This window comes from Rhodococcus sp. Ni2, from assembly GCF_021352185.1.
Classification (GTDB): domain Bacteria; phylum Actinomycetota; class Actinomycetes; order Mycobacteriales; family Mycobacteriaceae; genus Rhodococcus_F; species Rhodococcus_F qingshengii.
Genome location: NZ_WOXZ01000003.1, coordinates 644,935 through 671,177, shown reverse-complemented (window position 1 = coordinate 671,177; position 26,243 = coordinate 644,935). Strand labels below are relative to the sequence as shown.

Sequence of the window (26,243 nt, the reverse complement as noted above, 5' to 3'; positions counted from 1 at the left end):
TGACGTTATGAGTGCACCAGATGCCGGCAACGGTCGCAGGATAGATGAAATCGATCTGAGGATAATCAATGCGCTCCAGCTCGCACCGCGATCGAAGTGGCTTTCGTTGGCCGAACCACTCGAACTCGACGCCGCGACTCTCGCCCGTCGTTGGAATCGACTCTCCGAATCGTCGTTGGCCTGGGTCACGGTCACTCCAGGGCCACAGGTCCTGGGCAGCATCGTCACAGCGATCATCGAAATCGATTGCTCACCTGCTCTTCTCGACACCATCGCGGCACGGCTGACTCGCTCGGCCCACGCCGTGACCATCGAAGCATCAACGGGCAGAGCAGATCTGCTCGTCACAGCCGGTACCGCGGATCTGGCGTCGATGTCGCGCTTCATCTCGGAAGACGTCGCAACGATCGACGGTGTACTGGCGACACGAACCTCGATCATCACACGCTGGTTCACCGAAGGTGGGCGATGGAGACTCAATGCGCTGGCACCGTCCGAGAAGGGTGTGCTGACCACCAGCGAAAACCGTACTGCCGTGCGCGCTCGGCCGACCGGGATATCCGAACAGGATCGCAAGGTTCTGACGAAGCTCGCTTACGACGGGCGCACTCCCATGAAGGAGTTGGCCGACGCGATCGGTGTCAGTCCCGCTGCGTGCAAACGCCAGATCGACCGGCTCACGTCTTCGGGGTTGGTGGCGCTGCGGTGTGAATTCGCGCGGCCGCTGGCCGGGCTTCCCGTGCTCGCCACTTTGTGGTGCCGCGTCGAACCCGAGCTTCTCGATACGGCGGGACGAGTGCTGAGCCGAGCGCCGGAAGTCCGAAACTGTTTCGCGGTGGTGGGCGCCGACAACCTGGTGGTTCAGTTGTGGCTGCATTCTCCTGCAGAACTCGATGCATTCGAAACTCGTCTGCGCAAGGAGATTCCGGGTCTTTGCGTCACGGAACGATCCATCGTGCTGTATTTGCGCAAACTGCTCGGCCACGTGCTCGACCAGCAAGGGCGACGGACGGACACCGTTGCGCCAGATGTGTGGCTTTCCGATTCACCTCAGTCGAAAAGCCGATAACACGACAGAGCCCACGACCACCGGCAACGGTCGTGGGCTCTGTGATCAGTTGAGGAAATCAGCCGCGCATCTGCGCACCGACGGCCTTGGACGCCGCCTCCACTGCCGCATCACGCGCGGCACTGGCCTCGTCCTCGGTCAGCGTCCGGTCGACACCACGGAATCGCAACGCGAACGCGAGCGACTTGCGGCCTTCACCGACCTGCTCGCCCTCGAAGACGTCGAAGAGGCGAATGTCTTCGAGAAGTTCGCCGCCGCCGGAACGCAGAGCTTCCTGCACCTTGGCTGCCGGAATGTCGCGATCGACAACAACTGCCACGTCCTGGAGCACTGCGGGGAACGGCGAAATGCGCGGAGCGGGCAGATTCTCGACCAATGGCAAAGCGTCGAGATCGATTTCCAGTGCGCAGGTGCGCGCGGGCAGTCCCGCGCGCTCGAGAACAGCCGGATGCAGTTCGCCCGCATGACCGACTACGTTGCCGTCAACGACAACCTCGGCGCAACGGCCGGGATGCCACGGCAGGTACTGCGCCGCACGCAGTTCCACCTCGACGCCTGCTGCAGCTGCAATGACCCGCACGGCTGCAAAAGTGTCCGAAGCCTCGGCCTGACGGCCAGGACCCCAGGGGCCGCTCGGCTCACGCAAACCACTCAACACTGCAGCGATGTGCACGGGCTGAGCCGGCAACGACGCGATCAGGTTCGCGATCTGCTCGTCCGTCGGACGACGATCCACCGGCAATGCATCCACCGGCTTGGTGTCGGGGCCCGGCAGGACGACCTGCGCGATGCCGTACAGCGACAGATCACGCTGACCGCGAGAAGCGTTGCGAGCCAGGATCTCCAGCAGACCCGGGAGCAGCGTGGTCGCCAACTCCGGACGATCGGCTTCGAGCGGATTGAGGACCTTGCTGGTGTTGCGGCGCGGATCATCCGCGTCGAGGCCCCAGACGTCGAAGACGTTCGTAGGCAGGAAGACCGGAGGAAGGACCTCGACGTAACCGGCGTGAGCCACGGCCTTCGAGACCGTGCGCTTTCGCCGCTGCGACGGAGTCAACCCACGTCCGGCCGGAGCGGCGGGAAGCACAGACGGGATCTGCTCGAGACCTTCGAGGCGAAGAACTTCCTCGACGAGGTCCGCAGGCTGCACCAGGTCCGGACGCCACGACGGCGGCGTCGCGACCAACTGGCCGTGTCCTTCTTCGCTGACGCCGACCTCGACGTTGCAGCCAACCTGGGTGAGGCGGCGAGCTGCGGTGCCGTTGGGGTACGTGACTCCGGCGACACGGTCGGGCAGGTCGATATCCATGCGAATGGCAGCGCGAGGGGCGACATCGCCCACGTCGGTCAGGACCGGTTCGATCCGTCCGCCGGCAATCTCGACCAGCAGAGCGGCTGCGCGGTCGACGGCCGCGAGCGGAATTGCCGGATCGACGACGCGCTCGAAACGCTTGCTCGCCTCACTCGGCAGCTTGTGCCGGCGCGCCGTCTTGAAGACTGCGAGCGGATCCCAGGTAGCTCCTTCGAGGAGGATGTCCGTCGTTGCCGTTCCCACCTCGGTGGTTGCGCCGCCCATGACGGCAGCCAGCGAGATGACTCCGGAATCGTCGGCGATGACAACGTCTTCGGGATCGAGCGTGCGTTCGACGTCGTCGAGCGTCGTCAGCTTCTCCCCCGCCTTGGCGCGACGGACCACCAGGTCGCCCTGCACTGCGGTCGCATCGAACGCGTGCAGAGGCTGACCGAGTTCGAGCATCACGTAGTTGGTGACGTCGACGGCCGGCGAGATCGGGCGAACACCCGAGAGCAGCAGTCGACGCTGCAGCCACCACGGGCTCACTGCCTGCGGATCGATACCCGTGATCTTCCGCATCACGAAACGCGAAGCCTTGGACTCCGGTTCGAGGCGCACCGGCCAGGCTTCACCCTCAGCCGGGTGAGCGGGAACCGAAGCGGGATCGGCGTATTCGAGATCGAAGCCGCACGCGAGTTCTCGCGTGAGACCGCGGACCGAGAAGCAGTAGCCACGGTCCGGGGTGATGTTCAGTTCGATGATCGTGTCACCGAGACCGAGCAACTCGTTGCCGTCCGCGCCGGGTTCGGCGGTACCGGGCTCGAGCACCAAGATGCCCGAATGGTCTTTGCCGATACCGAGTTCCGAGACGGAGCAGATCATGCCGTCGGACACCTGGCCGTACGTCTTGCGAGTGGCGATTTCGAATCCGCCGGGCAGCACCGCGCCGGGCAACGCAACGACGACGAGGTCACCCTCGTTGAAATTGCGCGCGCCACAGACGATGCCACGGGGCTCGGGTTCGCCGACCTCGACCTGGCAGAAGCGGATCGGCTTCTTGAACTCGGTCAGTTCGGTGATGGAGACGACCTTGCCGACGACCAACGGGCCGTCGATCGCCTCGAGTGTGTCGAGTTCCTCGACTTCGAGTCCCACCCGGACGAACCCGGCGTCCAGCTCTTCCGGGGTCACCTCCCAGTTGGGAGTTGCCCGCTGCAGGATCTCGGTCAGCCAGGATTGCGCTACTCGCACGTCTGCTCAGCTCTCTCGTTTGTCGATAAGTCTTTGTGAAGGTTCCGCGGACCGGATCGGTCAGCCTGCGACACCGAAGGGCAGCGTGAAACGCACGTCACCTTCGACGATGTCGCGCATGTCCGGGATACCGTTGCGGAACTGCAGGGTCCGCTCGAGGCCCATGCCGAATGCGAAACCCGAGTACTCGTCGGGATCGATACCGCTGGCGCGCAGAACGTTCGGGCTGACCATGCCGCAGCCGCCCCACTCGACCCAGCCTGCGCCGCCCTTCTTGTTCGCGAACCAGACGTCGACCTCGGCCGACGGTTCCGTGAACGGGAAGTAGTTGGGGCGCATACGGGTACGCGTCTCGGGGCCGAAAAGGGCACGAGCGAACGCGTCGAGAGTTCCGCGCAGATTGGCCATGGTCAGGCCCTTGTCGACGGCCAGGCCCTCGACCTGCGAGAAGACAGGCGTGTGCGTCGCATCGAGTTCGTCGGTGCGGAACGTGCGGCCCGGGCACACCACGTAGATCGGCACCTCACGCGAGAGCATCGTGCGGACCTGCACCGGCGAGGTGTGGGTACGCAGCACCTGGCGAGAGTTCTCGGGCGCCAGGTGGAAGGTGTCCTGCATCGTGCGCGCAGGGTGATCCGGCAAGAAGTTGAGCGCGTCGAAGTTGAAGTGCTCGGTCTCCACCTCCGGACCCTCGGCAACTTCCCAACCCATCGCGACGAATACGTCGGCGACCTGCTCGGAAATCAGGCTGATCGGGTGACGCGCCCCGACGGGGTGACGATCGGAAGGCAGAGTGACGTCGATTGCCTCGGCAACCAACACCGCGGCGTCACGCTCGGCGAGGAGGACCTCACGACGAGCGTCGTACGCGTTGTTGATCCGAGTGCGGAAGATGTTGACGCGCTTACCGGCGTCCGCCTTTTCCTTGCCCGGAAGGCTGCCGAGACCCCGGCGCGCGAGGGCGATCGGGGACTTGTCCCCCAGGTGCTCCACCTTGACGTGCGCCAGCGCGTCCAGGTCAGCGGCGTCCGCCAGCGCCTTCTCGGCGTTCTCAGCCGCAGCGGTCAACGCCTCTTCGGTGAGTACACTCGCGTCGACCTCCGGCGGTGTCGCGCCCTCATTTTTGGCCACGGCTGTGACGCTCCTGTCGCTTCTCGGTTTACTTCTCGTACTGCGTGCTTCTTGTACTGCTTACTTCTTGTACTGCGAGCGAGCATTCGAACTCGCTCGAGCATTGTCTCTGCTCTTGTATTGTCTCAGGCTTCCGCAAATGGGATTCCGTGAGGTCTTCGCGTGCGTTTTCAGCCGTGATCGGTGGCGCGATTTTGCACCCGCGCGCTTGCGTACAGGCAAATTGCCGCCGCTGTCGCGAGGTTCAAGCTTTCGGCGCGGCCATGGATCGGAATCCTGACCCGATGATCAGCCTGCGCGGCGATCGCCGGATCGAGACCGTGCGCTTCGTTACCGAACAGCCAGGCCGTCGGCTTGCTCAGCAACTCGTCGGCCTCGTCGAGATCGACCTCGCCGTCAGCTGCAGTCGCGAGAATCTGAATGCCGGCTGCGCGAATCTGCTCGATCACCGACACTGTGTCTCGATCGCGGACGACTGGCAGGTGAAACAGGCTGCCCGCCGACGAACGAACGACCTTGCCGTTATGCGGATCGACGCTGTCGCCGGCGAGGATTGCCGCGTCGGCACCCACTGCGTCTGCGATGCGAATGACGGTGCCCGCGTTACCTGGTTCGTTGACCTCGACCGGCACTGCGAGCAGGCGGGTCTCCTGATGGACGGCTGCGCTCAGCGGTACATCCAGTAGATCGCTGACGGCAACGAGTCCGGGCGGCGTGACGGTATCACTGAGAGCTTTGATGGCTCGATCGGTCACAAGAGCAACACGAACTCCAGCGGTCAGCGCCCGATCGATGACGTGCTGATAGCGCTCGGCTGCGTCCTCGGTGTAGAAGAGGTCGTGCACCGGGCGGGCCTCGCCATTCGAGAGTGCACCGTTCAACAGTTCGGTGACCGAGTTCTCGCCCTCGACGAGGAAACGTCCTGCTTTGCGTCGTTCTGCTGTGCGCAGGAGCTTGACAGCAGAAACGACCCGCGGAGTCCGCTCGGTGAGCGGGTCCACGGGCCGTTGCTGTGATGCGTGAATCAGGCTGCTTCTCCGGCAGGAGCGTTCACGTCAGCCGGCAGAGCGGCCTTCGCGAGTGCGACCAGGCCGGCAAAGGCCTCGGCATCGGAGACAGCGAGCTCGGCCAGGATCTTGCGGTCGACGTCGACCTCTGCCAGACGCAGGCCCTGGATGAGGCGGTTGTACGTGATGTCGTTTGCACGAGCTGCAGCGTTGATACGCGTGATCCACAGCTTGCGGAACTCGCCCTTGCGCGCACGACGGTCGCGGTACGCGTAGGTGAGCGAGTGGAGCTGCTGCTCCTTGGCCTTGGTGTACAGACGCGAACGCTGTCCACGGTAGCCGCTGGATGCAGCAAGAATTGAACGACGCTTCTTCTGGGCGTTGACCGCCCTCTTTACGCGTGCCACTTGAAAAATCCTGTCAATCTAGGGGCTGAAAGTACGGCCCCGGGTGGTCAGTAAGGGGGCGACTCAGATGCCGAGCATGCGCTTGATGCGCGGAGCGTCGTCAGGGCTGACAACAGCGACACCGTCGAGACGACGGGTAACCCTGCTGGACTTGTGCTCGAGAAGGTGGCGACGGCCGGCCTTCTGGCGCATGAGCTTTCCGCTGCCGGACACCTTGAATCGCTTCGAGGCGCCGCTGTGGCTCTTCATCTTGGGCATGGAGTCCTCAGTTCTTGTTACGTGGTGGATCTTGGGAAATCGACTAGCTGGCCGGAGCCTCGGGAGCGGCATCGCCGGTCGCCGGTGCTTCCGGAGCTGCTTCACTGGAAGCCGGTGCGGCCGGAGCCGGACGCGGAGCAGCCTGAGCCACTGGCGCCTGAGCGCTCTCCTGCGCCTTGACACGAGTCTTGGCGCCCTTGTGCGGTGCCAGGACCATCGTCATGTTTCGGCCGTCCTGCTTTGCCGAGGTTTCGACGAATCCGAGATCTGCGACGTCTGCTCCCAGACGCTGCAGAAGGCGGTAGCCGAGTTCGGGGCGTGACTGCTCACGTCCGCGGAACATGATCGTGACCTTGACCTTGGAACCGGCTTCGAGGAAGCGAACGACGTTGCGCTTCTTGGTCTCGTAGTCGTGGTCGTCGATCTTGGGTCGGAGCTTCTGCTCCTTGATGACCGTCAGCTGCTGGTTCTTACGTGACTCACGTGCCTTCTGTGCAGCCTCGTACTTGAACTTGCCGTAGTCCATGATCTTGCAGACCGGTGGACGGGCGTCAGGAGCTACCTCGACCAGGTCGAGGTCGGCCTCAAGGGCCAAGCGGAGTGCATCTTCAACACGCACGATGCCTACCTGTTCGCCGCCAGGTCCGACCAAACGAACCTCGGGAACGCGGATACGATCGTTGATGCGGGTCTCAGTGCTGATGGGGCCTCCTAGGTTGAACGGTGCGGTCTTCATGACCGCACGCAGCCCGTACCGCCCGCACCCCAACAAAAAAGCCCCGCTGTGATGATTGCTCATCCGCGGGGCCCGATGTCGACCGATCACATAGGATCCAGCTCACGCCGAAACCTATCTCCTCGACTGAGCGAGGAACCTGACGAAGAATGATCTCCGATAACAGGTGACCGGAACCACTGAACTGCAGTTTCACCTGCCGTGCAGAGGTGGGAGTCGGACTCCACTTGCTGCCCCCGAACAAGTCGGAGGCGGTCGTTGCAACAAGAGTAACAGGTCGCCACAGATGAAAGAAATCGGTGCCGCTCCCAGTGCTGCCGGGAGAGGCCCGATTCAACACCGTCACGGCCTGATGGAATCCTTACATCCATGAGTGAGAACTTCGAGGCAGAACAGAACACCGACGGCGCGAACCCCGACGTCCGCGAACTCTCCGAAGTTCCCGCGGTCGAGGTCATCAGCCGCGCTGCAGTGATGCTGATGAGTTCGGCTGCCGAAAAACTCGGCCTCTCCGACGCCGATCCGTCTTCCAGCCCCTACCTGGACCTCGACGAAGCGCGTCGCGTCATCACGGCACTTGCCGGACTCGTGACTGCGTCGGTCGAATACCTCGGCCCTCATGCCGGACCCATCCGTGAAGGCCTCCAAGCCCTGCAGCGCGCCTTCCGTGAGGCGTCCTCGCACCCGGACGAGCCAGGAAAGGGACCGGGCGAGAAGTTCACCGGTCCGGTCTACTGAGTTGGCAACCGCCAACAAGACTCAACCCACGCCCGAGGACGTCGACGCATTCATTTCACGCGTCGACGACCGCAAACGCGCCGACGCCGTGGAGCTGATCTCCCTGCTGTCGGCCGCAACCGGCGAGCCTGCTGTCATGTGGGGCTCGAGCATCATCGGATTCGGGGCACGGCACTACCGATATGCGAGTGGCCACGAAGGTGACACCCCACTGATCGGATTCTCCCCCAGGGCCACCGCGCTCACGTTGTACTTGTCGCTGAACTTCGACGACTACACCGACACGCTCGCTCGCCTCGGCAAGCACAAAATCGGCAAGGGCTGCCTGTACGTCAAACGGCTGAGCGACGTCGATATGACGGCCCTGACCGAACTGATCACGGATTCCGTTGCCGCAGCCCGCAACATGATCGACTGAGTCACTCACCTACGGGGAGAAACAGGCCGAGCGTCTTCGGGCGGTTGCCCGAAGACGGTCGAATCGCGTGGTGTGAAGTGATCGTTCGTCAGCGTGGCCCGACGCATTCGATCGAGTCGAAACCACCGCACGGCGTCGCGCTCGCGACACCAGCCGATGAGAAACCACTGACCACGGTCCTGCGCCAGAATGTGCGGCTCAACTGCCCGCACCGTCTCCGCACCGTCCCCATCCACGTAGTGCAACGACACGACGCGACTCTGCTCGAGACCCTGCTCGACGGCCTGCCGGTTCGCGCGCGAATCCGTCAGAGCCCCGCCGTCACCGCGAATCCACACGCGGCCACCGAGCTCCGCGACCTTGCGACGACTCTCCTCGTCCATCACATCGAGCAGTTTCGCCAGCGCTGCTCGCCCATCCGGCGCAAACGGAGCATCACCCATCGCCGTCAAGGCCAACGCGATCGAAACTGCTTGCGGAACAGTGAAATTCACCGGCGGTAGCGTAGCGCGACCTACGAGTCGGTAACCACCCCCGGGGCCTGAGCGCGCTTCGATCGCCGCACCCGACATCATCAGCGTCTCGATATCCCTCTTGATCGTCCGGGTGGTGACACCGAATTCCTCGGACAATCGGGAGCACGTAGTCCCTCGATCGCCCTGTCGCCGAAGTTCCTCGACGAGAGCATGCAATCTCGCAGCTCGATTCACGTTCACCAGTGTCTCAGATTCCGATACCAAACGGTGACATAATTGGTGACACTCTGTTGTCACCAACCCGGGTGCACTGTGAGTCCATGAAAACTCACATCGTTCTTGTTCCCGGATTCTGGCTCGGTTCATGGGCTTGGGATGCAGTACTCCCACACCTCGAACGTTCCGACACCCGCGTGACCAGCCTGACACTGCCCGGGCTCGACGCAGTAGACACAGATCGATCAGCGGTCACCTTCGACGCTCACGTCCGTGCAGTCGTCGACGCCGTATCGGACTCCGACGAGCGCACGGTCTTGGTCGTACACAGCGGCGCCGGCCCGGTGGGGTACGCCGTCACCGATCGCATCCCGGATCGCGTCGCTCGGATCGTCTACGTCGACTCGGGCCCCATGCCCGACGGCGCAGCGCTGCGACCGGATCTGGCCGCTGACGTCGTCGAGATACCGCTGCCGACGTGGGCAGAACTTGAAGCAGACGGCAGCAGCCTCGAAGGACTCGACGAGAAGGCACTCGAGGCGTTTCGCGCCAACGCCGTCCCCGAACCGGCCGGGCCGGCGCGTGAGCCGATTGTCCTGACGAACGAAAAGCGCTACCAGGTGCCGTCAACCGTCGTTTGCAGCACGTTCCCGTCCGCGGTGATTGCCCAGATGGCCGACGGAGGTCATCCGATGGCCGCCGAACTGGCGAAACTCCCCGTGACGTACGTCGACCTCCCGACCGGCCATTGGCCGATGTGGTCGCGCCCCGAAGACGTCGCCCAGGTGATCCTCGAGGCCGCCGATTCCTGATCGACAAAGCAGTGATGCCGGATCGGATTCCGACCCGGCATCACTGACCGACTTCTACTTGCTCACCTTCTACTAGCTCACGGAAGCAGCTTTCTTCCGTGGCGCCGCCTTCTTTGCGGCAACTGCCTTCGTTGCACGCTTCTTGGTGATCGGCTTGGCCTTGACGGGCGCGTGCTGTGCGGTGAGAACCTCATTGAGGAACTTGCCCGTGTAGCTCTCGGGGACCGCGGCAACGTCCTCCGGGGTACCTTGCGCCACAACGGTTCCGCCGCCGGATCCACCTTCGGGCCCCATGTCGACGACCCAGTCCGACGTCTTGATCACGTCGAGGTTGTGCTCGATCACGATCACGCTGTTGCCCTTGTCGACCAGACCGTTGATCACGATCAGAAGCTTTCGGATGTCCTCGAAATGCAGACCCGTGGTGGGCTCGTCGAGGATGTACACCGTGCGACCGGTGGACCGCTTCTGCAATTCGGCGGCGAGCTTGACGCGCTGCGCTTCACCACCGGACAGAGTCGGAGCCGGCTGACCCAGTCGGACATAGCCCAGGCCGACGTCGACCAGCGTCTTGAGGTACCGGTGAATTGAGGTGACCGGCTGGAAGAACTCGGCTGCTTCCTCGATAGGCATGTCGAGTACCTCGGCGATCGACTTGCCCTTGTAGTGGACCTCGAGCGTTTCGCGGTTGTACCGAGCGCCGTGGCATACCTCGCAGGGCACGTACACGTCCGGCAGGAAGTTCATCTCGATCTTCAAGGTTCCGTCGCCGGAGCACGCCTCGCAGCGTCCACCCTTGACGTTGAACGAGAATCGGCCGGGCTGGTAACCGCGGACTTTCGCTTCCGTCGTGGCCGCGAACAGGGTTCGGATCTTGTCGAACACGCCGGTGTACGTCGCCGCGTTCGATCGCGGAGTCCGGCCGATCGGAGACTGATCGACCTGCACGAGCTTGTCCAGCTGATCGAGACCGTTGATTCGTGTGTGACGCCCAGGTACCTGGCGTGCACCGTTGAGTTTGTTCGCCATGACGGTCGCGAGAATGTCGTTGACCAACGTCGACTTGCCCGAACCGGAGACGCCAGTGACAGCGGTGAGAACACCCAGCGGGAAACTCACGTCGATGCCGTCGAGATTGTGCTCGCGAGCTCCGACGACCGTGACCTGGCGTTTGCGGTCCACCGGTCGACGAATGGCCGGAACCTCGATGAAGCTACGACCTGACAGGTAGGCGCCGGTCAGAGATTCTTCACACGTCAGCAGTTCTTCGTATGGCCCGCTGTGGACGACCTTGCCACCGTGCTCGCCGGCGTACGGTCCGATGTCGACTACCCAGTCGGACGTGCGGATAGTGTCTTCGTCGTGCTCGACGACGATCAGCGTGTTGCCGAGGTCGCGCAAGCGCGTCAGGGTTTCGATCAGTCGTCGATTGTCACGCTGATGCAGGCCGATGGACGGCTCGTCGAGTACGTACAGCACGCCGACGAGTCCGGAACCGATCTGCGTTGCCAAGCGGATTCGCTGGGCCTCGCCACCGGACAACGTGCCAGCGGCACGCGAGAGGGAAAGGTATTCCAAGCCGACGTCGAGCAGGAACCCGAGTCGTGCCTGAACTTCCTTGAGGACCTGACCCGCAATCGCCTCTTCGCGCGAGCCGAGAGTGAGGCTGTTCAAGAAGTCCGCGCAATCGGAGATCGACAGTTCACAGACCTCGGCGATGGACTTACTGCCGAAGTCCCCAGCCGCGATAGTTACCGACAGGATTTCCGGGCGCAGCCGAGCACCACCACACGCCGGGCACGGGGTGTCGCGCATGTACCCGTCGTACCGTTCCTTCATCTGATCCGATTCGGTCTGCTCGAGCCGGCGATGCAGGAACGGCATCACACCTTCGAACTCCGCGTAGTAAGAACGGGTACGGCCGTACCGGTTCTTGTAACGGACGTGAACCTGCTCCTCGCTGCCTTCGAGGATTGCTTTACGGGCCTTCGCCGGCAACTTGTTCCACGGCGTCTTCATGTCGAATCCGAGAATGTCGCCGAGGCCGGACAGCAAACGTCCGAAGTACTCCGAACTCTGGCCCATCGACCACGGCGCGATTGCTCCGTCTTCGAGACTCAGGTCGGGATCGGGAACCACCAGATCCGGGTCGACCTCCTTGCGGATACCGAGGCCGGTGCATTCCGGGCAGGCGCCGTAGGGCGAGTTGAAGGAGAACGAGCGCGGTTCGAGATCGTCGATCGCGAGTGCGTGGCCATTCGGGCAGGCCAACTTCTCGGAGAAACGACGCTCACGATCAGGTGCATTTTCTTCACGGTCGACGAAGTCGAGGACCACGATGCCTTCAGCCAAGCGAAGTGCGGTCTCGACCGAGTCGGTCAGGCGCTGCTTCGAACTCGCCTTGACCTGCAATCGGTCGACCACTACTTCGATGTCGTGCTTTTCCTGCTTCTTGAGCTTCGGCGGATCGGCCAGCGAATGGACGACACCGTCGACGCGCACTCGCGAGTAGCCCTGGGTGTTGAGCTGATCGAAGAGATCGACGAACTCGCCCTTACGAGTACGGACCACTGGTGCGAGGACCTGGAACTTGATGCCCTCCTCCATCTCGAGCACCTGGTCGACGATCTGCTGGGGCGTCTGACGTGCGATCTTCTCACCACACACCGGGCAGTGCGCCGAACCCGCGCGGGCATAGAGAAGGCGGAGGTAGTCGTAGACCTCGGTAATGGTGCCCACCGTCGAACGGGGGTTGCGGTTGGTCGACTTCTGGTCGATCGACACCGCAGGAGACAATCCCTCGATGAAGTCCACATCCGGCTTGTCCATCTGACCGAGGAACTGACGCGCGTATGCCGAGAGCGACTCGACGTAGCGGCGCTGACCTTCGGCGAAGATCGTGTCGAACGCGAGGCTGGACTTGCCGGAGCCGGACAACCCGGTGAAGACGATCAGGCTGTCTCGCGGGAGGTCGAGATCGACTCCTCGCAGATTGTGCTCACGCGCACCCCGCACGATCAGGCGATCCGCCACACCAATTCCCTTCATTGTCAATCGTCCGGGGCCGTCCCCCCGGAGAAGTCTCGAGTGGCCTCGCAAACGCGAGTCCTCGAGCGATCGTCATCGTAGGCCGAGCCACCGACACGTTTTTCTCACCAGGCGAGCCCATCGCTCTACCTGCCCCTATTCGAAGGTAGCCTGCGTTTCATGACGAATCAGCCCATCGTGATCGACGACTCCTACACCGGTCAGGTCTCCCCCGATTCTGCCCCTCAGCGGCGCACAGTCGAAGGCGCCGTCATCACGAAGATGTCGGTCGGCCCCATGGACAACAACACTTACCTCGTCGCCTGTTCCACGACCGGGAAATCTCTCCTGATCGATGCGGCCAACGAAGCCGAGAAGATCATCGCGCTCATCGAACAGGAAGCACCTGTTTTCGATTCCATCGTCACCACCCACCAGCACGGCGATCACTGGTTGGCCCTCGAAGACGTTCACGCCGCAACCAAGGTGCCGACCGCCGCGCACCCCCTCGACGCAGAGGTCCTTCCCGTCACCCCGGACGTACTCCTCGAAGACGGCGACAAGGTGACCGTTGGCAACTTGAGCCTCGACGTCATTCACCTGTCCGGCCACACGCCCGGCTCCATCGCGCTGGCTCTCACCGAACCGAGCGGACAGGTTCACCTCTTCACCGGCGACTCACTCTTCCCCGGCGGAGTAGGCAAGACCGCCGACCCCGAGAAGTTCACTTCTCTGCTCGACGACGTGGAAAACAAGCTGTTCGGAAGGTACGACGACGCGACCGTCGTCTACCCCGGGCATGGCAAGGACACGACGCTCGGCGCCGAGCGCCCGCACCTGGCGGAGTGGCGCGAACGCGGTTGGTGACGTTTCACCTGTTCCGTACTGGACCCCGCTAACCGACTTGGCTGTCGACCTGTTCACCGTTGACTCGAAGTCGCGGAAGCCAGGTCGACAGAGTCCGGCCCAGTCCTTCGACCATCCGTTCCCCGAACACACACAGCGTGCGTTCCCACGGATGGCCGAAGGTCCCTTCCGTGAAGTCGTCCCGACTGAATATGTAGTAGTCACCGTTCGGATAGACCGGGACACGCCACTCCGCAAGCTCCTTCGCAGCAGCGTGTGCCTCCGCGTCGAAGGTGTAGCCCGGATGCTGCCAATCCAGAACGACGAAGTTGGGATCGTCGTTCCAATCGGTGACAAAACAGCGCAACGCTTCGGCGTTGATCGCATCCACGCGAGCGGCCCACGCCCCTGGAGTCGCAGCTGGCGCCGCACCCAAATCGAAGACCACGGACGGGATGGGCTCGGCGATGGCGGGCCAAGATCGTGCGTCGATGCCGGGCGTGAACCCAAAGCGGTCACGAAAGATCGCCCAGTTTCTCTCGTTCTCCTCGTCCGACAGCTGTCCCCAGCCGGTGGGAAGGGTTGAGCCGAGGTTCTGAGTCATCTTGGTGGTCACAACACCATCGTGCTCGAACGGTGCGCATACTGTGACACCTTCGAACACGCCGTATGCGGATACGCGGTAACGGATACTTCAGAACGGTGTGTCCGGATCAGTGGAGAAGTCATCGTCGCAGTACAGCGCGCTTCGGCGACCAGGAATCCGGCGACCGGGTCAGGCGTGCCGGGATCGCCGAACCGGACCAATTCCTTGTGAGATCGCTAGGGTGGAAAACGAACCTACATCGGGAGGCTTGAAACATGCTGGTACGTCGAATTGCTCGTCCACTGCTTTCCACGATCTTCATCGCCGGGGGAATCGATGCTTTGCGCAACCCTGCTCAGCGAGCAGCCAAAGCGTCACCGCTGATCGACAAATCCGTCGAGACGCTGCCAGGAGCAGTGACGCAGAAGGTGCCTGCTGATCCGGAAACACTCGTCAAGATCAACGCCGCCGTCCAGATCGGCGGCGGTGCCCTGCTGGCCACCGGCAAGGCGCCGCGGCTCGCGTCGTTGGTGCTCGCGGGGAGCCTGGTACCGACCACGCTTGCCGGTCACGACTTCTGGAACGAAACCGATCCGTCACTGCGAGCGATGCAGCGCACAAACTTCATCAAGAACGTCAGCTTGCTCGGCGGACTGATGATCGCCTCCGTCGACACCGAGGGCAAGCCGTCGCTCGGCTGGCGCGGCCGTCGCGCCGCGAAGAAAGCCCAGGCGTCTATCGCCGCAGCACTTCCATTGGTCGCATCGCAGACCGATCACACGAGCGATCGCGTCGAGCATGCTCTGTCGGTGGCGTCCGAACGCGGTTCCGAGCTTGCCGAAACCGCGAAGGCACACGGCACGGATTGGCTCGAACTTGCGAAGGAGCGCAGCTCCGAGTTCGCGGAGATCGCGAGCAAGCGAGCCGCGGAATTCGGAGAGGTCGCCAAGGAACGCGGCCCGGACATCCTCGAAGTCGCGCAGAAGCGCGGCTCCGAACTGGCCGAGACCGCACGCGAGCGCAGCGCCGAACTGGCAGAGCTGGCGAGCAAGCGCAGCTCGGAGTTCGCCGAACTCGCCCTCGAGAAGAGCAACGAGTGGGCCGAAACGGCGTCGGAGCAGACCGAGGTGCTGGGTAAGCGTGCTCGCAAGCGCGCAGAGAAGGCGCTCGAAAAGGCTCGCGCCAAGAAGGACGAATTGACGCACTGAGTGCACCGAAAGACACGGTCAGGCCACCTTCGGGTGGCCTGACCTGTATCTATGCGGCAGTTCATCTGGGGGAACTAGACTGTCTTGGCGCTTTTGCAGCGTGTGAATTTCTCATCAAGCCTAGGAGATCCTTTGCCCGACGCGGACCCGTCACTGAACGAGCAAGAGCTCGAGCAGCAGTACGTGACGATGTTGTACTCCCGTCTCGACGATCTTCGAAAGTATGCCCAAACTCGCTTGAGCACGGTCCTCCTCGAGACCGGCGGAACCCCGCAAGCACGCAGCGAACGCGAATCCTTCAACGCCATGTACACCGAAGATCTCGCCAAGTACGACGCAGCCGAGAACGGAATGTGTTTCGGACGCATCGACTTCGACGACGAGCGACGCTACGTCGGCCGACTCGGAATTCTGGACACCGACAACGACTACGAAACGCTACTGCTCGACTGGCGAGCTCCGATGGCACGCCCGTTCTATCTGGCGACGCCCGCGGCACCTGAGGGCGTCAAGCGACGACGCCATATCCGCAGTCGGAGCCGAACAGTCACCGGAATCAACGACGAATACCTGGACCTCGACGCTGCCCGAGCCGCCGGCGTGGTGACCGAAGCCGGTGGCGTCGCCGGTGAGAGCGCACTCCTGGACGCTCTGAACGCAGCGCGTACGGGTCAGATGAACGACATCGTCGAGACCATTCAGAGTGAGCAGGATGCCATCATCCGCTCCGAGCACAAGAGCGTTTTGGTCGTCCAGGGCGGTCCGGGTACCGGTAAAACCGCAGTCGCCCTTCACCGTGCCGCCTTCTTGCTCTACACCTACCGTCAGCAACTGGCCAAGGCCGGTGTTCTCATCATCGGGCCGAACGCGACGTTCCTCGACTACATCAGCCAGGTGCTTCCTTCACTCGGCGAGACCGGAGTTCTGCTCTCGACGATCGGGGACCTGTATCCCGGAGTGCGTGCGACTCGTACGGATTCCCTCGCCGCCGGTGAGATCAAGGGTTCCCTCGCGATCCTCGACGTACTCAAGAACGCCGTCCGGGATCGGCAGGAAGTTCCGTCGAAGCCGATAACCCTTCGATTCGACACGTACGACTTGAAACTGGATCGCAAGACTGTCACGAAGGCGCGCGGGCGCGCTCGGTCGTCGCGTCGCCCACACAACCTGGCGCGCCCGATCTTCGTGGCAGCAGTCATCGAGGCGTTGGCACTGCAGATGGCCGAACTCATCGGCGGAAACCTCGTCGACGGTGGGTCACTCCTCAGTCGGGACGACATCGCCGACATTCGCGACGAGATGCGTGAGGACCCTGACATCATGTCCGCCATCGGAAAGCTGTGGCCCGAATTGTCGCCGCAGCAAATCCTCGCGGAACTGTGGACGTCGCCGGCGAGGTTGGCCAAGGCAGCGCCGCAACTCGACGACGCCCAACGCGACGAGCTTCTGCAGAGCGTCGGACCGGGTTTCAGTGCGGCCGATGCTCCCCTGCTCGACGAACTGGCCGAGATTCTCGGCGTCGACGACGCCGCCGAACGCGAACGCGCACAACGTGAATGGCGCGCGCAGATCGCCGACGCCCAGGGCGCCCTCGACATCCTCACCGGGTCTGCACCACAGGATCTCGAAGACGAGATGGATCCCGAGATCTTGATGGCGTACGACTTGATCGACGCCAGCCAACTCGCCCAACGCCACGATCAGGGCCAGCGCCAGACCACGGCAGAACGCGCTGCCGGCGACCGAACCTGGACCTACGGTCACGTGATCGTCGACGAAGCCCAAGAGCTCTCCGAAATGGCGTGGCGAATGCTGATGCGGCGCATACCGAATCGCTGGATGACGTTGGTCGGCGATACAGCCCAGACCGGGGATCCGGCTGGAACCTCGTCCTGGCAGAAGATTCTCGAGCCTTACGTCGCCAAGCGCTGGAAGCTCACCGAACTGACCGTCAACTACCGAACTCCTTCGGAGATCATGGATGTCGCGCACCGTGTACTCGAAGAGATCGACCCGGAGCAATCCGTGCCCCGGTCGGTACGCGACAGCGGATTCGCGCCGTGGGCACTCAAGACCACGGCCGAAGAATTGGAATCGACCGTGCGCCGTTGCATCGAGTCCGAGTCGCATCCCGGTATCACCGCAGTGATCGCCGGTTCCGAGGTCGTTGCCGATCTGGCGGGCATTGCGAGTGACACCGTAAGCGTCCTGTCCGTCAAGGACGTCAAGGGACTCGAGTTCGACACAGTGTTGATCGTCGAACCTGCCGACATTCTCGACGAGTCACCACGCGGAATGAACGACCTCTACGTCGCATTGACCCGCGCTACCCAGAGGCTCGGCATCATTCACGTCGAGTCGCTCCCCTCGGTTCTCGACGGCGTCGAAGCAGCAGAGTTGGCCTTCGATTCGTGAGCATCACGGAGTAGGTTCGTGCGTGACACCACGAATGGTGGTGTCACTCCAATTTCTGTCGACGACTGAAGGAATGACCCCTCGTGCTTGGCCTGCCCGCAAGTTCCGCCGCACCCATCCGCAAGATCGCTCGCGTGGTGATCGGCGTCGGGATGCTTGCGGCGGTGACAGCCGGTTGCTCAGAGGATGATTCGAGTTCGACGGCTGCTGCCGGCAGCGACGACATCGCTGCTGTTGCTGCCGCACCGACAGAAAAACCGGTAGACGAGGCAGATCGGCTGCGGGCGGCGCTTGCGTCTACCGGGGTCACGCCCGCCTTTTCCGACGACATGTTGCAGGCGCTCGGTGACGGCGTCTGCCAGCAGCTCGCGGCCGGAACGGATCGAGCGATGATCATCGCGAATCTGCGGGCGGTATCGCTGAACGGAGCAAGCGAACCAATGGTCACCTCCGGAAACGGCTCGGCCGCATCGACAACACCCCCCAGCGCCGATCAGCTGGCTGAAGTGTTCGTCGATGCGGCCGAGGCCGACTACTGCCGGTAGTTCAGCGAACGGTGTGCACGATCAGGACATCGGACGTCGCCTTGCGAGCGGCATCGGAAGGCACCGATCCGAGTAGACGCCCGGTCAACGTGTTCAATCCGCGATTTCCGACGACCAGCAAGTCGCCCTTCACCTCGTCGAGCAAAGCGAGAAGCGATTCGACGGGAGCGCCGACGACGGCGCGCTCGACAACATCCTTTGCCCCCTGGGCATGTGCGCGCTCACGAGCGGTGCGAAGGATCTCGTAGGTCGGAGCGGAACCGGTGACCTGGTAGGCCTCGTTACCCAACGCATCAGCGGCAGCGCTCACGTCCTTGGGATCAGCCGGGTAGTACGCACACGCGATGACGAGCTGAGCGTCCGAGCCACTGGCAATGGCGGCAGCTCTGTCGACTGCCTTCAGTGACGACTCGGAGCCATCGGTTCCTACGACAACGGTCCGGTAGGCACTCATTCATTCCTCCATGGTTACGGGACGGACGGTACGGCCGGCACCGGGCGCAACGCTGTTGCGCCCGCTCGACAACCGCTGCGCTGACATTAGCGGGATTGTGCCGCGGATAGTGTTATTTGCAGTACACGCCACAAGCCCACAGTGAATGTGATTCTTCGTCACAGACACATTTGTTCGGTGGTGACCACTCAGCGAAGTTTGCCAAAGCGGGGCCCGAACAGCGCCGCCGGAAATACTTCCTGCTCGACCAGGGCGGTACGCCACGGCGTCGCCAATTCCAGCAACCGCTTGGCACCCTCCTCACCCAGCGCATCCCACGGAGCCAAAGCGAGGTCGTCCGTCAGGTCTTCGACGACGTCACGCAAGTCCTGCCCGTCCTCGGTCAGCGCACCGGACGAACGATGCAGCAGTTCGCGGTCCTTCAAACTCTCGACGGCCTCGTCCCACTGTTCCTGCGACCATCCGCGACGAGTCTGCGCGAATTTGCGCTGAAACCCGATTCCCGTCGCGGTGTGCGTGATCAACGCGTCCAGGCCGTTCAATCCCGCGGTCTGAAGGGCCGCAATGTGGCCGTCACCGCGATACTCACGCAGCAGTGTCAGCGCGTGCCAGAAACGCAGGTGCGGCTCGGCCGGCCAGTCGAGCGACGCCCAACCCGCGTACAGAGGGCGGCCGTCCACTCCAGGAATGTTCTGGGCAGCGATCGACACGAGTTCGGCGGCCTCGGCCATGTCCGCCGATCCTGTCACGTCTGCACCGAACAGGCGGACGTACGCCGCGTCGATTGCCCGATACCGCGCGGCGACAACCTCTGTGGGCCTTGCCAATTCCCAGGCACGTGGGATGACACTGGCGATCAATTCAGGATTGAAGTTGAAGAAGGTGGCCGTGACGACAGTCGCGGGTGGAGCGCCGAGCGGAGCTGATCGCCCGGCAAAGTACACCATTCGGCCAGGCTCCAACCCGACGCCGACAAGTTCCTTCTCCGTCTCCGGGACGAAGTACGCCAAGGAATGGAGAAGTTCGAGAGTCCGCGCGGTCTTGCCTGCAGTCTGTGCATCCATACCTGAAACCGTAGCGGTCGAAAGCACGAACGCACGCGAGGCGACCTACTTGAGACCCGCGGCGTCCATTCCTCGAAGCTCCTTCTTCAAATCCGAGATTTCGTCTCGCAATCGCCCAGCCAACTCGAACTGAAGGTCGCGGGCAGCGTTCATCATCTGATCGGTGAGTTCCTTGACCAGATCTGCCAATTCGGCGCGAGGCATCGATTTGGTGTCGCGCCCCTCGTACACACCCGCACTGACCGCACGACCGGCCTCACCCTGCGCACGCCGACCACGCGTCGCATTGCGACCCGAACCACCGACGTCCACGGACGCCGCGGTGTCCTCTGCCTCCTCGTACACCTGATCGAGAATGTCCGCGATCTTCTTGCGTAGAGGTTGTGGGTCGACGCCCATCTTCTCGTTGTAGGCGACCTGCTTCTCGCGTCGTCGCTCGGTTTCCTCGATGGCCTGCGCCATGGAAGCGGTGATTTTGTCCGCATACATGTGCACTTGACCGGATACATTTCGAGCCGCTCGGCCGATGGTCTGAATGAGGCTGGTGGAGCTACGTAGGAAACCTTCTTTGTCGGCATCGAGAATCGCGACCAGCGACACCTCGGGAAGGTCGAGTCCCTCACGCAGGAGGTTGATGCCGACCAGCACGTCGTACTCCCCCAGGCGGAGCTGACGGAGCAACTCGACTCGCCGGAGCGTATCGATATCCGAGTGCAGGTAGCGGACGCGAATACCGAGTTCGAGCAGGTAATCGGTCAGATCTTCCGACATCTTCTTGGTCAACGTCGTGACCAGCACACGCTCGTCACGTTCCGCTCGCTCGCGGATTTCGTGAACGAGATCGTCGATCTGTCCCTTGGTGGGTTTGACGATGACCTCGGGATCGATCAATCCGGTCGGGCGGATCACCTGCTCGACGAACTCACCGCCGGACTGACCCAACTCGTACTTACCTGGTGTCGCCGACAAGTAGACGGTCTGACCGATCCGCTGACTGAATTCTTCCCAAGTCAGAGGGCGGTTGTCTGTTGCCGACGGTAGCCGGAATCCGAACTCGACCAGGTTTCGCTTGCGCGACATATCGCCCTCGTACATGGCGCCGATCTGAGGAACCGTCACGTGCGACTCGTCGATGACCAGAAGGAAATCTTCCGGGAAGTAGTCGATCAAGGTTGCGGGGGCAGTTCCAGGGCCACGGCCGTCGATGTGGCGCGAGTAGTTCTCGATGCCGGAGCAGAATCCGACCTGTTTGATCATCTCGAGGTCGTATTGCGTACGCATGCGCAGACGCTGAGCCTCGAGGAGCTTGCCCTTGCCTTCGAGCTCGGCGAGTCGCTCTTCGAGTTCCGCCTCGATGTCCTTGGCGGCACGCTCCATGCGTTCAGGGCCGGCGACGTAGTGCGTCGCCGGGAAGATACGAACCGTGTCGACCTGGCGAACGATGTCACCAGTCAGTGGATGGAGGTAGTACAGTGCCTCGATCTCGTCACCGAAGAATTCGATGCGGACCGCCAGCTCTTCGTACGACGGAATGATCTCGACCGTGTCGCCGCGCACGCGGAACGAACCTCGCGTGAACGCCATGTCGTTGCGGTTGTACTGAACGTCGACGAGCAGACGCAGGAACGCATCCCGCGGCACCTCCACACCGACGTCCAGCTGAATCGAGCGATCGAGGTACGACTGCGGTGTACCGAGGCCGTAGATGCACGACACCGAGGCCACCACGACCACGTCCCGTCGTGACAGAAGGCTGGACGTCGCCGAGTGGCGCAGCCGCTCGACATCGTCGTTGACGGACGAATCCTTCTCGATGTAGGTGTCCGTCTGGGCGATGTACGCCTCGGGTTGGTAGTAGTCGTAGTACGAGACGAAGTACTCGACCGCGTTGTTGGGTAGCATTTCCCGAAGCTCGTTCGCGAGCTGAGCCGCCAAAGTCTTGTTCGGAGCCATCACCAGAGCTGGGCGCTGCAGCTTCTCGATCAACCACGCAGTCGTGGCCGACTTACCGGTACCGGTCGCACCGAGGAGGACTACGTCCTTCTCCCCCTCGTTGATCCGTTTCTCCAGCTCGGCGATAGCTGCCGGCTGATCGCCTGCCGGTTCGTACGGGCTGACGACCTCGAAGCGCGCGTCTGAGCGCTCGATGTCACCAACCGGCCGAAACTCGGAATGCGCGACCACGGGATGTTCGGAAGCAAACGCCATGAAACCAGGGTAAGCGCACCTACCGACACAATGCCCGCTCGTCCGCGTTCAGCCGAAAATGCAGTTCGGCGGTAGGTTCTTCGACCATGAGCGAGGAACGTCCCCACATTCACCGGCCGAAGGTCGAAACCTTCGACATCGCAGCTCGCACCAACGTCGATCCCAAGGGCTTCGTTCGCCCGGTCGAGCACTACCGCGAAGAACCGTGGGGGTTGTACATGGCGCGCCACGCCGACCATCCCCGGTTTCACTACTTGGAGTCCTGGATCATTCCCGAACTCGGAATTCGGGCGTCGATCCTGCACTTCACCCCGGAACACATCCGAGACTGGGATTTCTATGTCGACATCGGCGACTTCATCCGCGGCGACCAGGTCTGGACGTCCGAGGACCACTACCTCGACCTGATCGTGCAGACCGGACGCAGCGTCGAATTGCTCGACGTCGACGAATTGCTCGAGGCGAACACCGCCGGGATTCTCGACCCGAAGACGTCAGAGCGTGCGATGCTGAACGCGGCCCGCGCTATCGACGGCATCGCCGCCCACGGTCACGATCTCGACGCCTGGCTCACCTCGGTGGGCATGCCGGTCACGTGGCGCTGAGTGGTTAGAGGGACCAGCCTGATTTCTCGGCCCACTCCCATGCCCGGTGGAAAGCGGCGTCGAACCACGGCGTCTTGACACCCAGGTAGGCGTCGATCGCAGCGGCGTAGTCGTCGATGCCGGCGGCACTCTCGGCTGCCTTGACCTTGAGTTCGGCATATTCGGCACGCGCCGACGCATCGGCGCGAAGCCAGTCGCGGAAGAGGATCGCGAACTGCTGACCTGGCCAACCGTCCACCCGAATGCGAATGTTCGCGCGGCGCCCTGGATCGGCACTCCCGTGGATCCGCTTCGCCCACACCGCCGGATCGGTCTCGCCACCGAGGTACGACGGTTTCGGGTCGTCGGCGACGATGTGCTCGATCCGGGGGAACCCGGCAGCGGCCAGATCTTCCGCGAGGTCGTCGGCAACGCCGAGGTGCTCGACAGTGATCTGAATGTCGATCACGTCCTTGGCATCGAGACCAGGCACTGCGGTCGATCCGATGTGATCGATACGGCGCGCGCGGTCACCGGACGCCAACGACAACCGGCCGATGATTCGTTCGGCCTGCGCCGGCCACGACGGGTCGGCTGGAGTCAGCTCGGGCAGTGCGCGCACTACCGTGCCCTCGCGGAGGTTCTTCTCGAAGGGAACAAGTCGATTCGCCCACAAGTCGCGGACCACGTCGTCGAGTGAACCCGGCTCTCCGCTGTTGTCGAGCCACACGTCGGCAACAGCACGACGCTGATCGTCATTTGCCTGCGCTGCGATGCGCGCACGAGCGTCGGATTCAGGCATGCCGCGCGAGCCCACCAAGCGTCGAACTCGTTCCTCCTCGTCGACGTAGACGATGACGACCAGATTGAATGCCGGCGCCATCGAACCCTCGACCAACAGCGGAATATCTTGAACGAGCACTGCATCCGACGGCGCAGACGAAATCTGCTCCATCGTCCGCGCACCGATCAGTGGGTGGAGGATGCCGTTGAGAGTTCCGCGTGACGTGTCGTCGGCAAACGCCAACGACGCCAGCGCGGGTCGGTTGAGGCTGCCGTCCTCGGACAGAATCCCGTCGCCGAATGCATCGACCAGAGCGGCAAGTCCCGGAGTACCGGGCTCGACCACTTCTCGGGCGATCAGGTCGGCGTCGACGATGACGGCTCCCAGTTCGCTGAGGATTTTCGACACTGTCGACTTACCGGCTCCGATGCCTCCAGTGAGGCCAACTCTCAACACACTCGACAGTCTCTCATCTCCCTCTCATCTCCGCGCCCGAGAGATTCAGACACGCCTACTGATCGAACACGCCGGGGCGTTCGAGGCTCAAATACCACAATTTCGGTGACCGTGCGGTTATGTTCTAGCGAACGCACCTGTACCTGCACCTTCTCGAGAAAGTGGACGCCATGCGAGCAGATCGCGACCATCACGGTCAGCACCGCCTCGGAATGCCGAACGGCGTGCACTGCATAGAGTTTCCCGAAGTTGCTTTTGCCCTGGCAGAGCACCGTCGTACGTGGTTCACGATGCTCGTGAGCCAAGGCCGACACAGCTTCGCGTCGATGCGTAAGCGCACAGCCGAAGCGACCGCCACCTACTGGGTGCCTGCTCCCGCAAACTGAGTTCTCTTCACGAAGTACAAAATGACCGGCAACCCTTCGGTGCCGGTCATTTTTGTGTTCACTCACTGAATTGATTCTTCGCTCGCAAGTGACACCTGGCAGAGAAAAGAACCCCGCCCCTGCACGTGCAGGGGCGGGGTTCTTCACAGATCTCGCCTGATCAGATCAAGCGGCAATCCTTATGCGTTGCCCGACAGCTTCTCGCGAAGTGCGGCGAGCTGTGCATCGCTGGCAAGCGATCCGCCAGCGGACTCGGCCGGAGCGGAGCCGGCAGCAGCCGGAGCCTCGGCGTCGTCTGCAGCAGCCGTCTCCGAGGAGTAGCCGGCAGCAGCGGTGGCAGCCTCAGCGGCCTCGTCTGCAGCGGTCTTCTCCATCTGAGCGGTGTGCATCTTGTGGCGACGCTCAGCCTCGGCGTAGCGGTTCTCCCACTCTTCACGCTGCTTGTCGAAGCCCTCGAGCCATTCGTTGGTCTCGGGATCGAAGCCCTCGGGGAAGATGTAGTTGCCCTGCTCGTCGTACGAGTCGGCCATGCCGTACTTGGACGGATCGAACTCGGCGTTGTAATCCTCGTTGGCCTGCTTCAGCGACAGCGAGATACGACGACGCTCGAGGTCGATGTCGATGACCTTGACGAGTGCATCGTCGCCGACGCCGACAACCTGGTCCGGAACCTCGACGTGGCGCTCAGCGAGCTCCGAGATGTGAACGAGGCCTTCGATTCCCTCTTCGACGCGCACGAATGCACCGAACGGAACCAGCTTCGTGACCTTGCCGGGCACGATCTGGCCGATGGCGTGCGTGCGGGCGAACTGACGCCACGGATCTTCCTGCGTTGCCTTGAGCGACAGGGAGACGCGCTCGCGGTCCAGGTCGACGTCGAGAACCTCGACGGTGACCTCGGTGCCGACCTCGACAACCTCGGACGGGTGATCGATGTGCTTCCAAGACAGCTCGGAAACGTGAACCAGACCGTCTACGCCGCCCAGGTCCACGAATGCACCGAAGTTGACGATGGAGGACACGACGCCCTTGCGGACCTGGCCCTTCTGGAGCTGGTGCAGGAATTCGCTGCGAACCTCGGACTGAGTCTGCTCGAGCCATGCGCGGCGCGACAGGACCACGTTGTTGCGGTTCTTGTCGAGCTCGATGATCTTGGCCTCGATCTCCTTGCCGACGTACGGCTGGAGGTCGCGGACGCGACGCATTTCGACGAGCGAAGCGGGGAGGAAGCCACGAAGACCGATGTCAAGGATGAGGCCGCCCTTGACGACCTCGATGACGGTGCCCTTGACGGCCTCGTCCTTCTCCTTGAGCTCCTCGATGGTGCCCCAGGCACGCTCGTACTGAGCGCGCTTCTTCGACAGGATCAGTCGACCTTCTTTGTCCTCCTTGGTGAGGACGAGAGCCTCGACCGCATCTCCCACGGAGACGACCTCATTGGGGTCGACGTCGTGCTTGATGGAGAGCTCACGAGAAGGGATGACGCCTTCGGTCTTGTAACCGATGTCGAGCAGAACCTCGTCGCGGTCGACCTTGACGATGGTTCCTTCGACGATGTCGCCATCGTTGAAGTACTTGATCGTGGCATCGATGGCGGCGAGGAAGTCCTCGGCGGAGCCAATGTCGTTAATGGCAACCTGCGGCGAGGTGACGGTTGTGGAGGGCATATGTTGAATTGCTCCGGACGAGTTGTGGTCGGTTGATGGATTTTGTCGGACGAGATGCGCAACTGTGGCGTACAAATGTTGGAAGTACTTTGTGAAGTACTAGATCGAAGTACCCAGCTGCATCAATAACGAACAACCGAATACCGGATCACATTCCACACCGCGGAAGCGCACCGCGAGCTCCCTCGGTCCGACCGATT

At 62.6% G+C, this 26,243-nt stretch carries 24 protein-coding genes; 10 read left to right on the top strand and 14 right to left on the bottom strand.

The window, feature by feature from the left end; translation table 11 throughout:
• Positions 1 to 7 precede the first annotated feature (7 nt).
• The gene (locus tag GN300_RS29495; RefSeq protein WP_063316069.1) at positions 8 to 1,069 is read left to right on the top strand and encodes an Lrp/AsnC family transcriptional regulator; all 1,062 of its coding nucleotides are present in this window, start codon (positions 8 to 10) and stop codon (positions 1,067 to 1,069) included.
• 58 nt (positions 1,070 to 1,127) lie between these two features.
• Here the strand turns inward: GN300_RS29495 and pheT are convergent, their stop codons facing one another.
• The 6 genes from pheT to infC all read right to left on the bottom strand — a co-directional run bounded on the left by pheT (position 1,128) and on the right by infC (position 7,153).
• A complete protein-coding gene (pheT, locus tag GN300_RS29490; RefSeq protein WP_063316070.1) occupies positions 1,128 to 3,614 on the bottom strand; it encodes a phenylalanine--tRNA ligase subunit beta in 2,487 nt (828 codons plus the stop codon).
• Between the two features lie 60 nt (positions 3,615 to 3,674).
• Positions 3,675 to 4,745: a phenylalanine--tRNA ligase subunit alpha gene (gene pheS / locus GN300_RS29485; protein ID WP_063316071.1), complete on the bottom strand. Its 1,071-nt coding sequence runs from the start codon at positions 4,743 to 4,745 to the stop codon at positions 3,675 to 3,677.
• A gap of 170 nt (positions 4,746 to 4,915) precedes the next feature.
• Complete coding sequence (locus GN300_RS29480; protein ID WP_007736261.1) at positions 4,916 to 5,746, bottom strand: RNA methyltransferase; 831 nt, start codon at positions 5,744 to 5,746, stop codon at positions 4,916 to 4,918.
• Positions 5,747 to 5,769: 23 nt separating this feature from the next.
• The gene (rplT, locus tag GN300_RS29475) at positions 5,770 to 6,159 is read right to left on the bottom strand and encodes a 50S ribosomal protein L20 (protein WP_003944011.1); all 390 of its coding nucleotides are present in this window, start codon (positions 6,157 to 6,159) and stop codon (positions 5,770 to 5,772) included.
• A 63-nt stretch (positions 6,160 to 6,222) separates the two neighbouring features.
• Complete coding sequence (gene rpmI, locus GN300_RS29470; protein ID WP_003944043.1) at positions 6,223 to 6,417, bottom strand: 50S ribosomal protein L35; 195 nt, start codon at positions 6,415 to 6,417, stop codon at positions 6,223 to 6,225.
• Between the two features lie 43 nt (positions 6,418 to 6,460).
• Positions 6,461 to 7,153 carry a translation initiation factor IF-3 gene (gene infC, locus GN300_RS29465; RefSeq protein ID WP_003944008.1) on the bottom strand — a complete coding sequence of 231 codons (693 nt, stop codon included), beginning with the start codon at positions 7,151 to 7,153 and terminating at the stop codon, positions 6,461 to 6,463.
• A 369-nt stretch (positions 7,154 to 7,522) separates the two neighbouring features.
• On the opposite strand from infC, the gene GN300_RS29460 reads away from it, so the two are divergent.
• Both GN300_RS29460 and GN300_RS29455 read left to right on the top strand, forming a co-directional pair.
• Positions 7,523 to 7,891 carry a DUF1844 domain-containing protein gene (locus GN300_RS29460; protein WP_007736262.1) on the top strand — a complete coding sequence of 123 codons (369 nt, stop codon included), beginning with the start codon at positions 7,523 to 7,525 and terminating at the stop codon, positions 7,889 to 7,891.
• Between the two features lies 1 nt (position 7,892).
• The gene (locus tag GN300_RS29455) at positions 7,893 to 8,309 is read left to right on the top strand and encodes a DUF1801 domain-containing protein (RefSeq protein ID WP_003944044.1); all 417 of its coding nucleotides are present in this window, start codon (positions 7,893 to 7,895) and stop codon (positions 8,307 to 8,309) included.
• A gap of 5 nt (positions 8,310 to 8,314) precedes the next feature.
• On the opposite strand, the gene GN300_RS29450 is transcribed toward GN300_RS29455, so the two are convergent.
• A complete protein-coding gene (locus GN300_RS29450; protein WP_054827277.1) occupies positions 8,315 to 9,025 on the bottom strand; it encodes a YafY family protein in 711 nt (236 codons plus the stop codon).
• Positions 9,026 to 9,105: 80 nt separating this feature from the next.
• Between GN300_RS29450 and GN300_RS29445 the strand changes: the two genes are divergently transcribed.
• Positions 9,106 to 9,813, top strand: a complete 708-nt coding sequence (locus GN300_RS29445; RefSeq protein WP_063316072.1) for an alpha/beta fold hydrolase — start codon at positions 9,106 to 9,108, stop codon at positions 9,811 to 9,813.
• A gap of 72 nt (positions 9,814 to 9,885) precedes the next feature.
• Here GN300_RS29445 and uvrA read toward each other — a convergent pair whose 3' ends face one another.
• Complete coding sequence (gene uvrA, locus GN300_RS29440) at positions 9,886 to 12,846, bottom strand: excinuclease ABC subunit UvrA (RefSeq protein WP_197487731.1); 2,961 nt, start codon at positions 12,844 to 12,846, stop codon at positions 9,886 to 9,888.
• A 174-nt stretch (positions 12,847 to 13,020) separates the two neighbouring features.
• Here uvrA and GN300_RS29435 point away from each other — a divergent pair, with 174 nt between their 5' ends.
• Entirely contained in the window at positions 13,021 to 13,707 is a 687-nt protein-coding gene (locus GN300_RS29435) for an MBL fold metallo-hydrolase (RefSeq protein ID WP_054187410.1), read from the top strand.
• A 28-nt stretch (positions 13,708 to 13,735) separates the two neighbouring features.
• Here the strand turns inward: GN300_RS29435 and GN300_RS29430 are convergent, their stop codons facing one another.
• Positions 13,736 to 14,302: a DUF2716 domain-containing protein gene (locus GN300_RS29430; RefSeq protein WP_233405724.1), complete on the bottom strand. Its 567-nt coding sequence runs from the start codon at positions 14,300 to 14,302 to the stop codon at positions 13,736 to 13,738.
• A gap of 245 nt (positions 14,303 to 14,547) precedes the next feature.
• Here GN300_RS29430 and GN300_RS29425 point away from each other — a divergent pair, with 245 nt between their 5' ends.
• The 3 genes from GN300_RS29425 (at position 14,548) to GN300_RS29415 (ending at position 18,440) form a co-directional block, all read left to right on the top strand.
• Complete coding sequence (locus tag GN300_RS29425) at positions 14,548 to 15,480, top strand: DoxX family protein (protein WP_003944048.1); 933 nt, start codon at positions 14,548 to 14,550, stop codon at positions 15,478 to 15,480.
• 132 nt (positions 15,481 to 15,612) lie between these two features.
• Entirely contained in the window at positions 15,613 to 17,895 is a 2,283-nt protein-coding gene (locus GN300_RS29420; RefSeq protein ID WP_007728751.1) for an ATP-binding domain-containing protein, read from the top strand.
• 83 nt (positions 17,896 to 17,978) lie between these two features.
• The gene (locus GN300_RS29415) at positions 17,979 to 18,440 is read left to right on the top strand and encodes a DUF732 domain-containing protein (protein WP_007728747.1); all 462 of its coding nucleotides are present in this window, start codon (positions 17,979 to 17,981) and stop codon (positions 18,438 to 18,440) included.
• Between the two features lies 1 nt (position 18,441).
• Here GN300_RS29415 and GN300_RS29410 read toward each other — a convergent pair whose 3' ends face one another.
• From GN300_RS29410 to uvrB, 3 genes are all read right to left on the bottom strand, one after another.
• Positions 18,442 to 18,894: a universal stress protein gene (locus tag GN300_RS29410; RefSeq protein ID WP_003944055.1), complete on the bottom strand. Its 453-nt coding sequence runs from the start codon at positions 18,892 to 18,894 to the stop codon at positions 18,442 to 18,444.
• Positions 18,895 to 19,082: 188 nt separating this feature from the next.
• Positions 19,083 to 19,958 (bottom strand): hypothetical protein, encoded by an 876-nt coding sequence (locus GN300_RS29405; RefSeq protein WP_021344388.1) that lies wholly within the window; start codon positions 19,956 to 19,958, stop codon positions 19,083 to 19,085.
• A gap of 45 nt (positions 19,959 to 20,003) precedes the next feature.
• The gene (gene uvrB, locus GN300_RS29400; RefSeq protein WP_007728743.1) at positions 20,004 to 22,166 is read right to left on the bottom strand and encodes an excinuclease ABC subunit UvrB; all 2,163 of its coding nucleotides are present in this window, start codon (positions 22,164 to 22,166) and stop codon (positions 20,004 to 20,006) included.
• 86 nt (positions 22,167 to 22,252) lie between these two features.
• Here uvrB and GN300_RS29395 point away from each other — a divergent pair, with 86 nt between their 5' ends.
• Complete coding sequence (locus GN300_RS29395) at positions 22,253 to 22,771, top strand: DUF402 domain-containing protein (protein WP_054187412.1); 519 nt, start codon at positions 22,253 to 22,255, stop codon at positions 22,769 to 22,771.
• Between the two features lie 4 nt (positions 22,772 to 22,775).
• Here GN300_RS29395 and coaE read toward each other — a convergent pair whose 3' ends face one another.
• Positions 22,776 to 23,990: a dephospho-CoA kinase gene (gene coaE, locus GN300_RS29390; RefSeq protein WP_063316074.1), complete on the bottom strand. Its 1,215-nt coding sequence runs from the start codon at positions 23,988 to 23,990 to the stop codon at positions 22,776 to 22,778.
• A 170-nt stretch (positions 23,991 to 24,160) separates the two neighbouring features.
• Here coaE and GN300_RS29385 point away from each other — a divergent pair, with 170 nt between their 5' ends.
• Entirely contained in the window at positions 24,161 to 24,376 is a 216-nt protein-coding gene (locus GN300_RS29385; protein WP_003944056.1) for a hypothetical protein, read from the top strand.
• Between the two features lie 179 nt (positions 24,377 to 24,555).
• Here GN300_RS29385 and rpsA read toward each other — a convergent pair whose 3' ends face one another.
• On the bottom strand, positions 24,556 to 26,043 hold the full coding sequence (gene rpsA / locus GN300_RS29380; RefSeq protein WP_003944095.1) for a 30S ribosomal protein S1: 1,488 nt from the start codon (positions 26,041 to 26,043) through the stop codon (positions 24,556 to 24,558).
• Positions 26,044 to 26,243 lie beyond the last annotated feature (200 nt).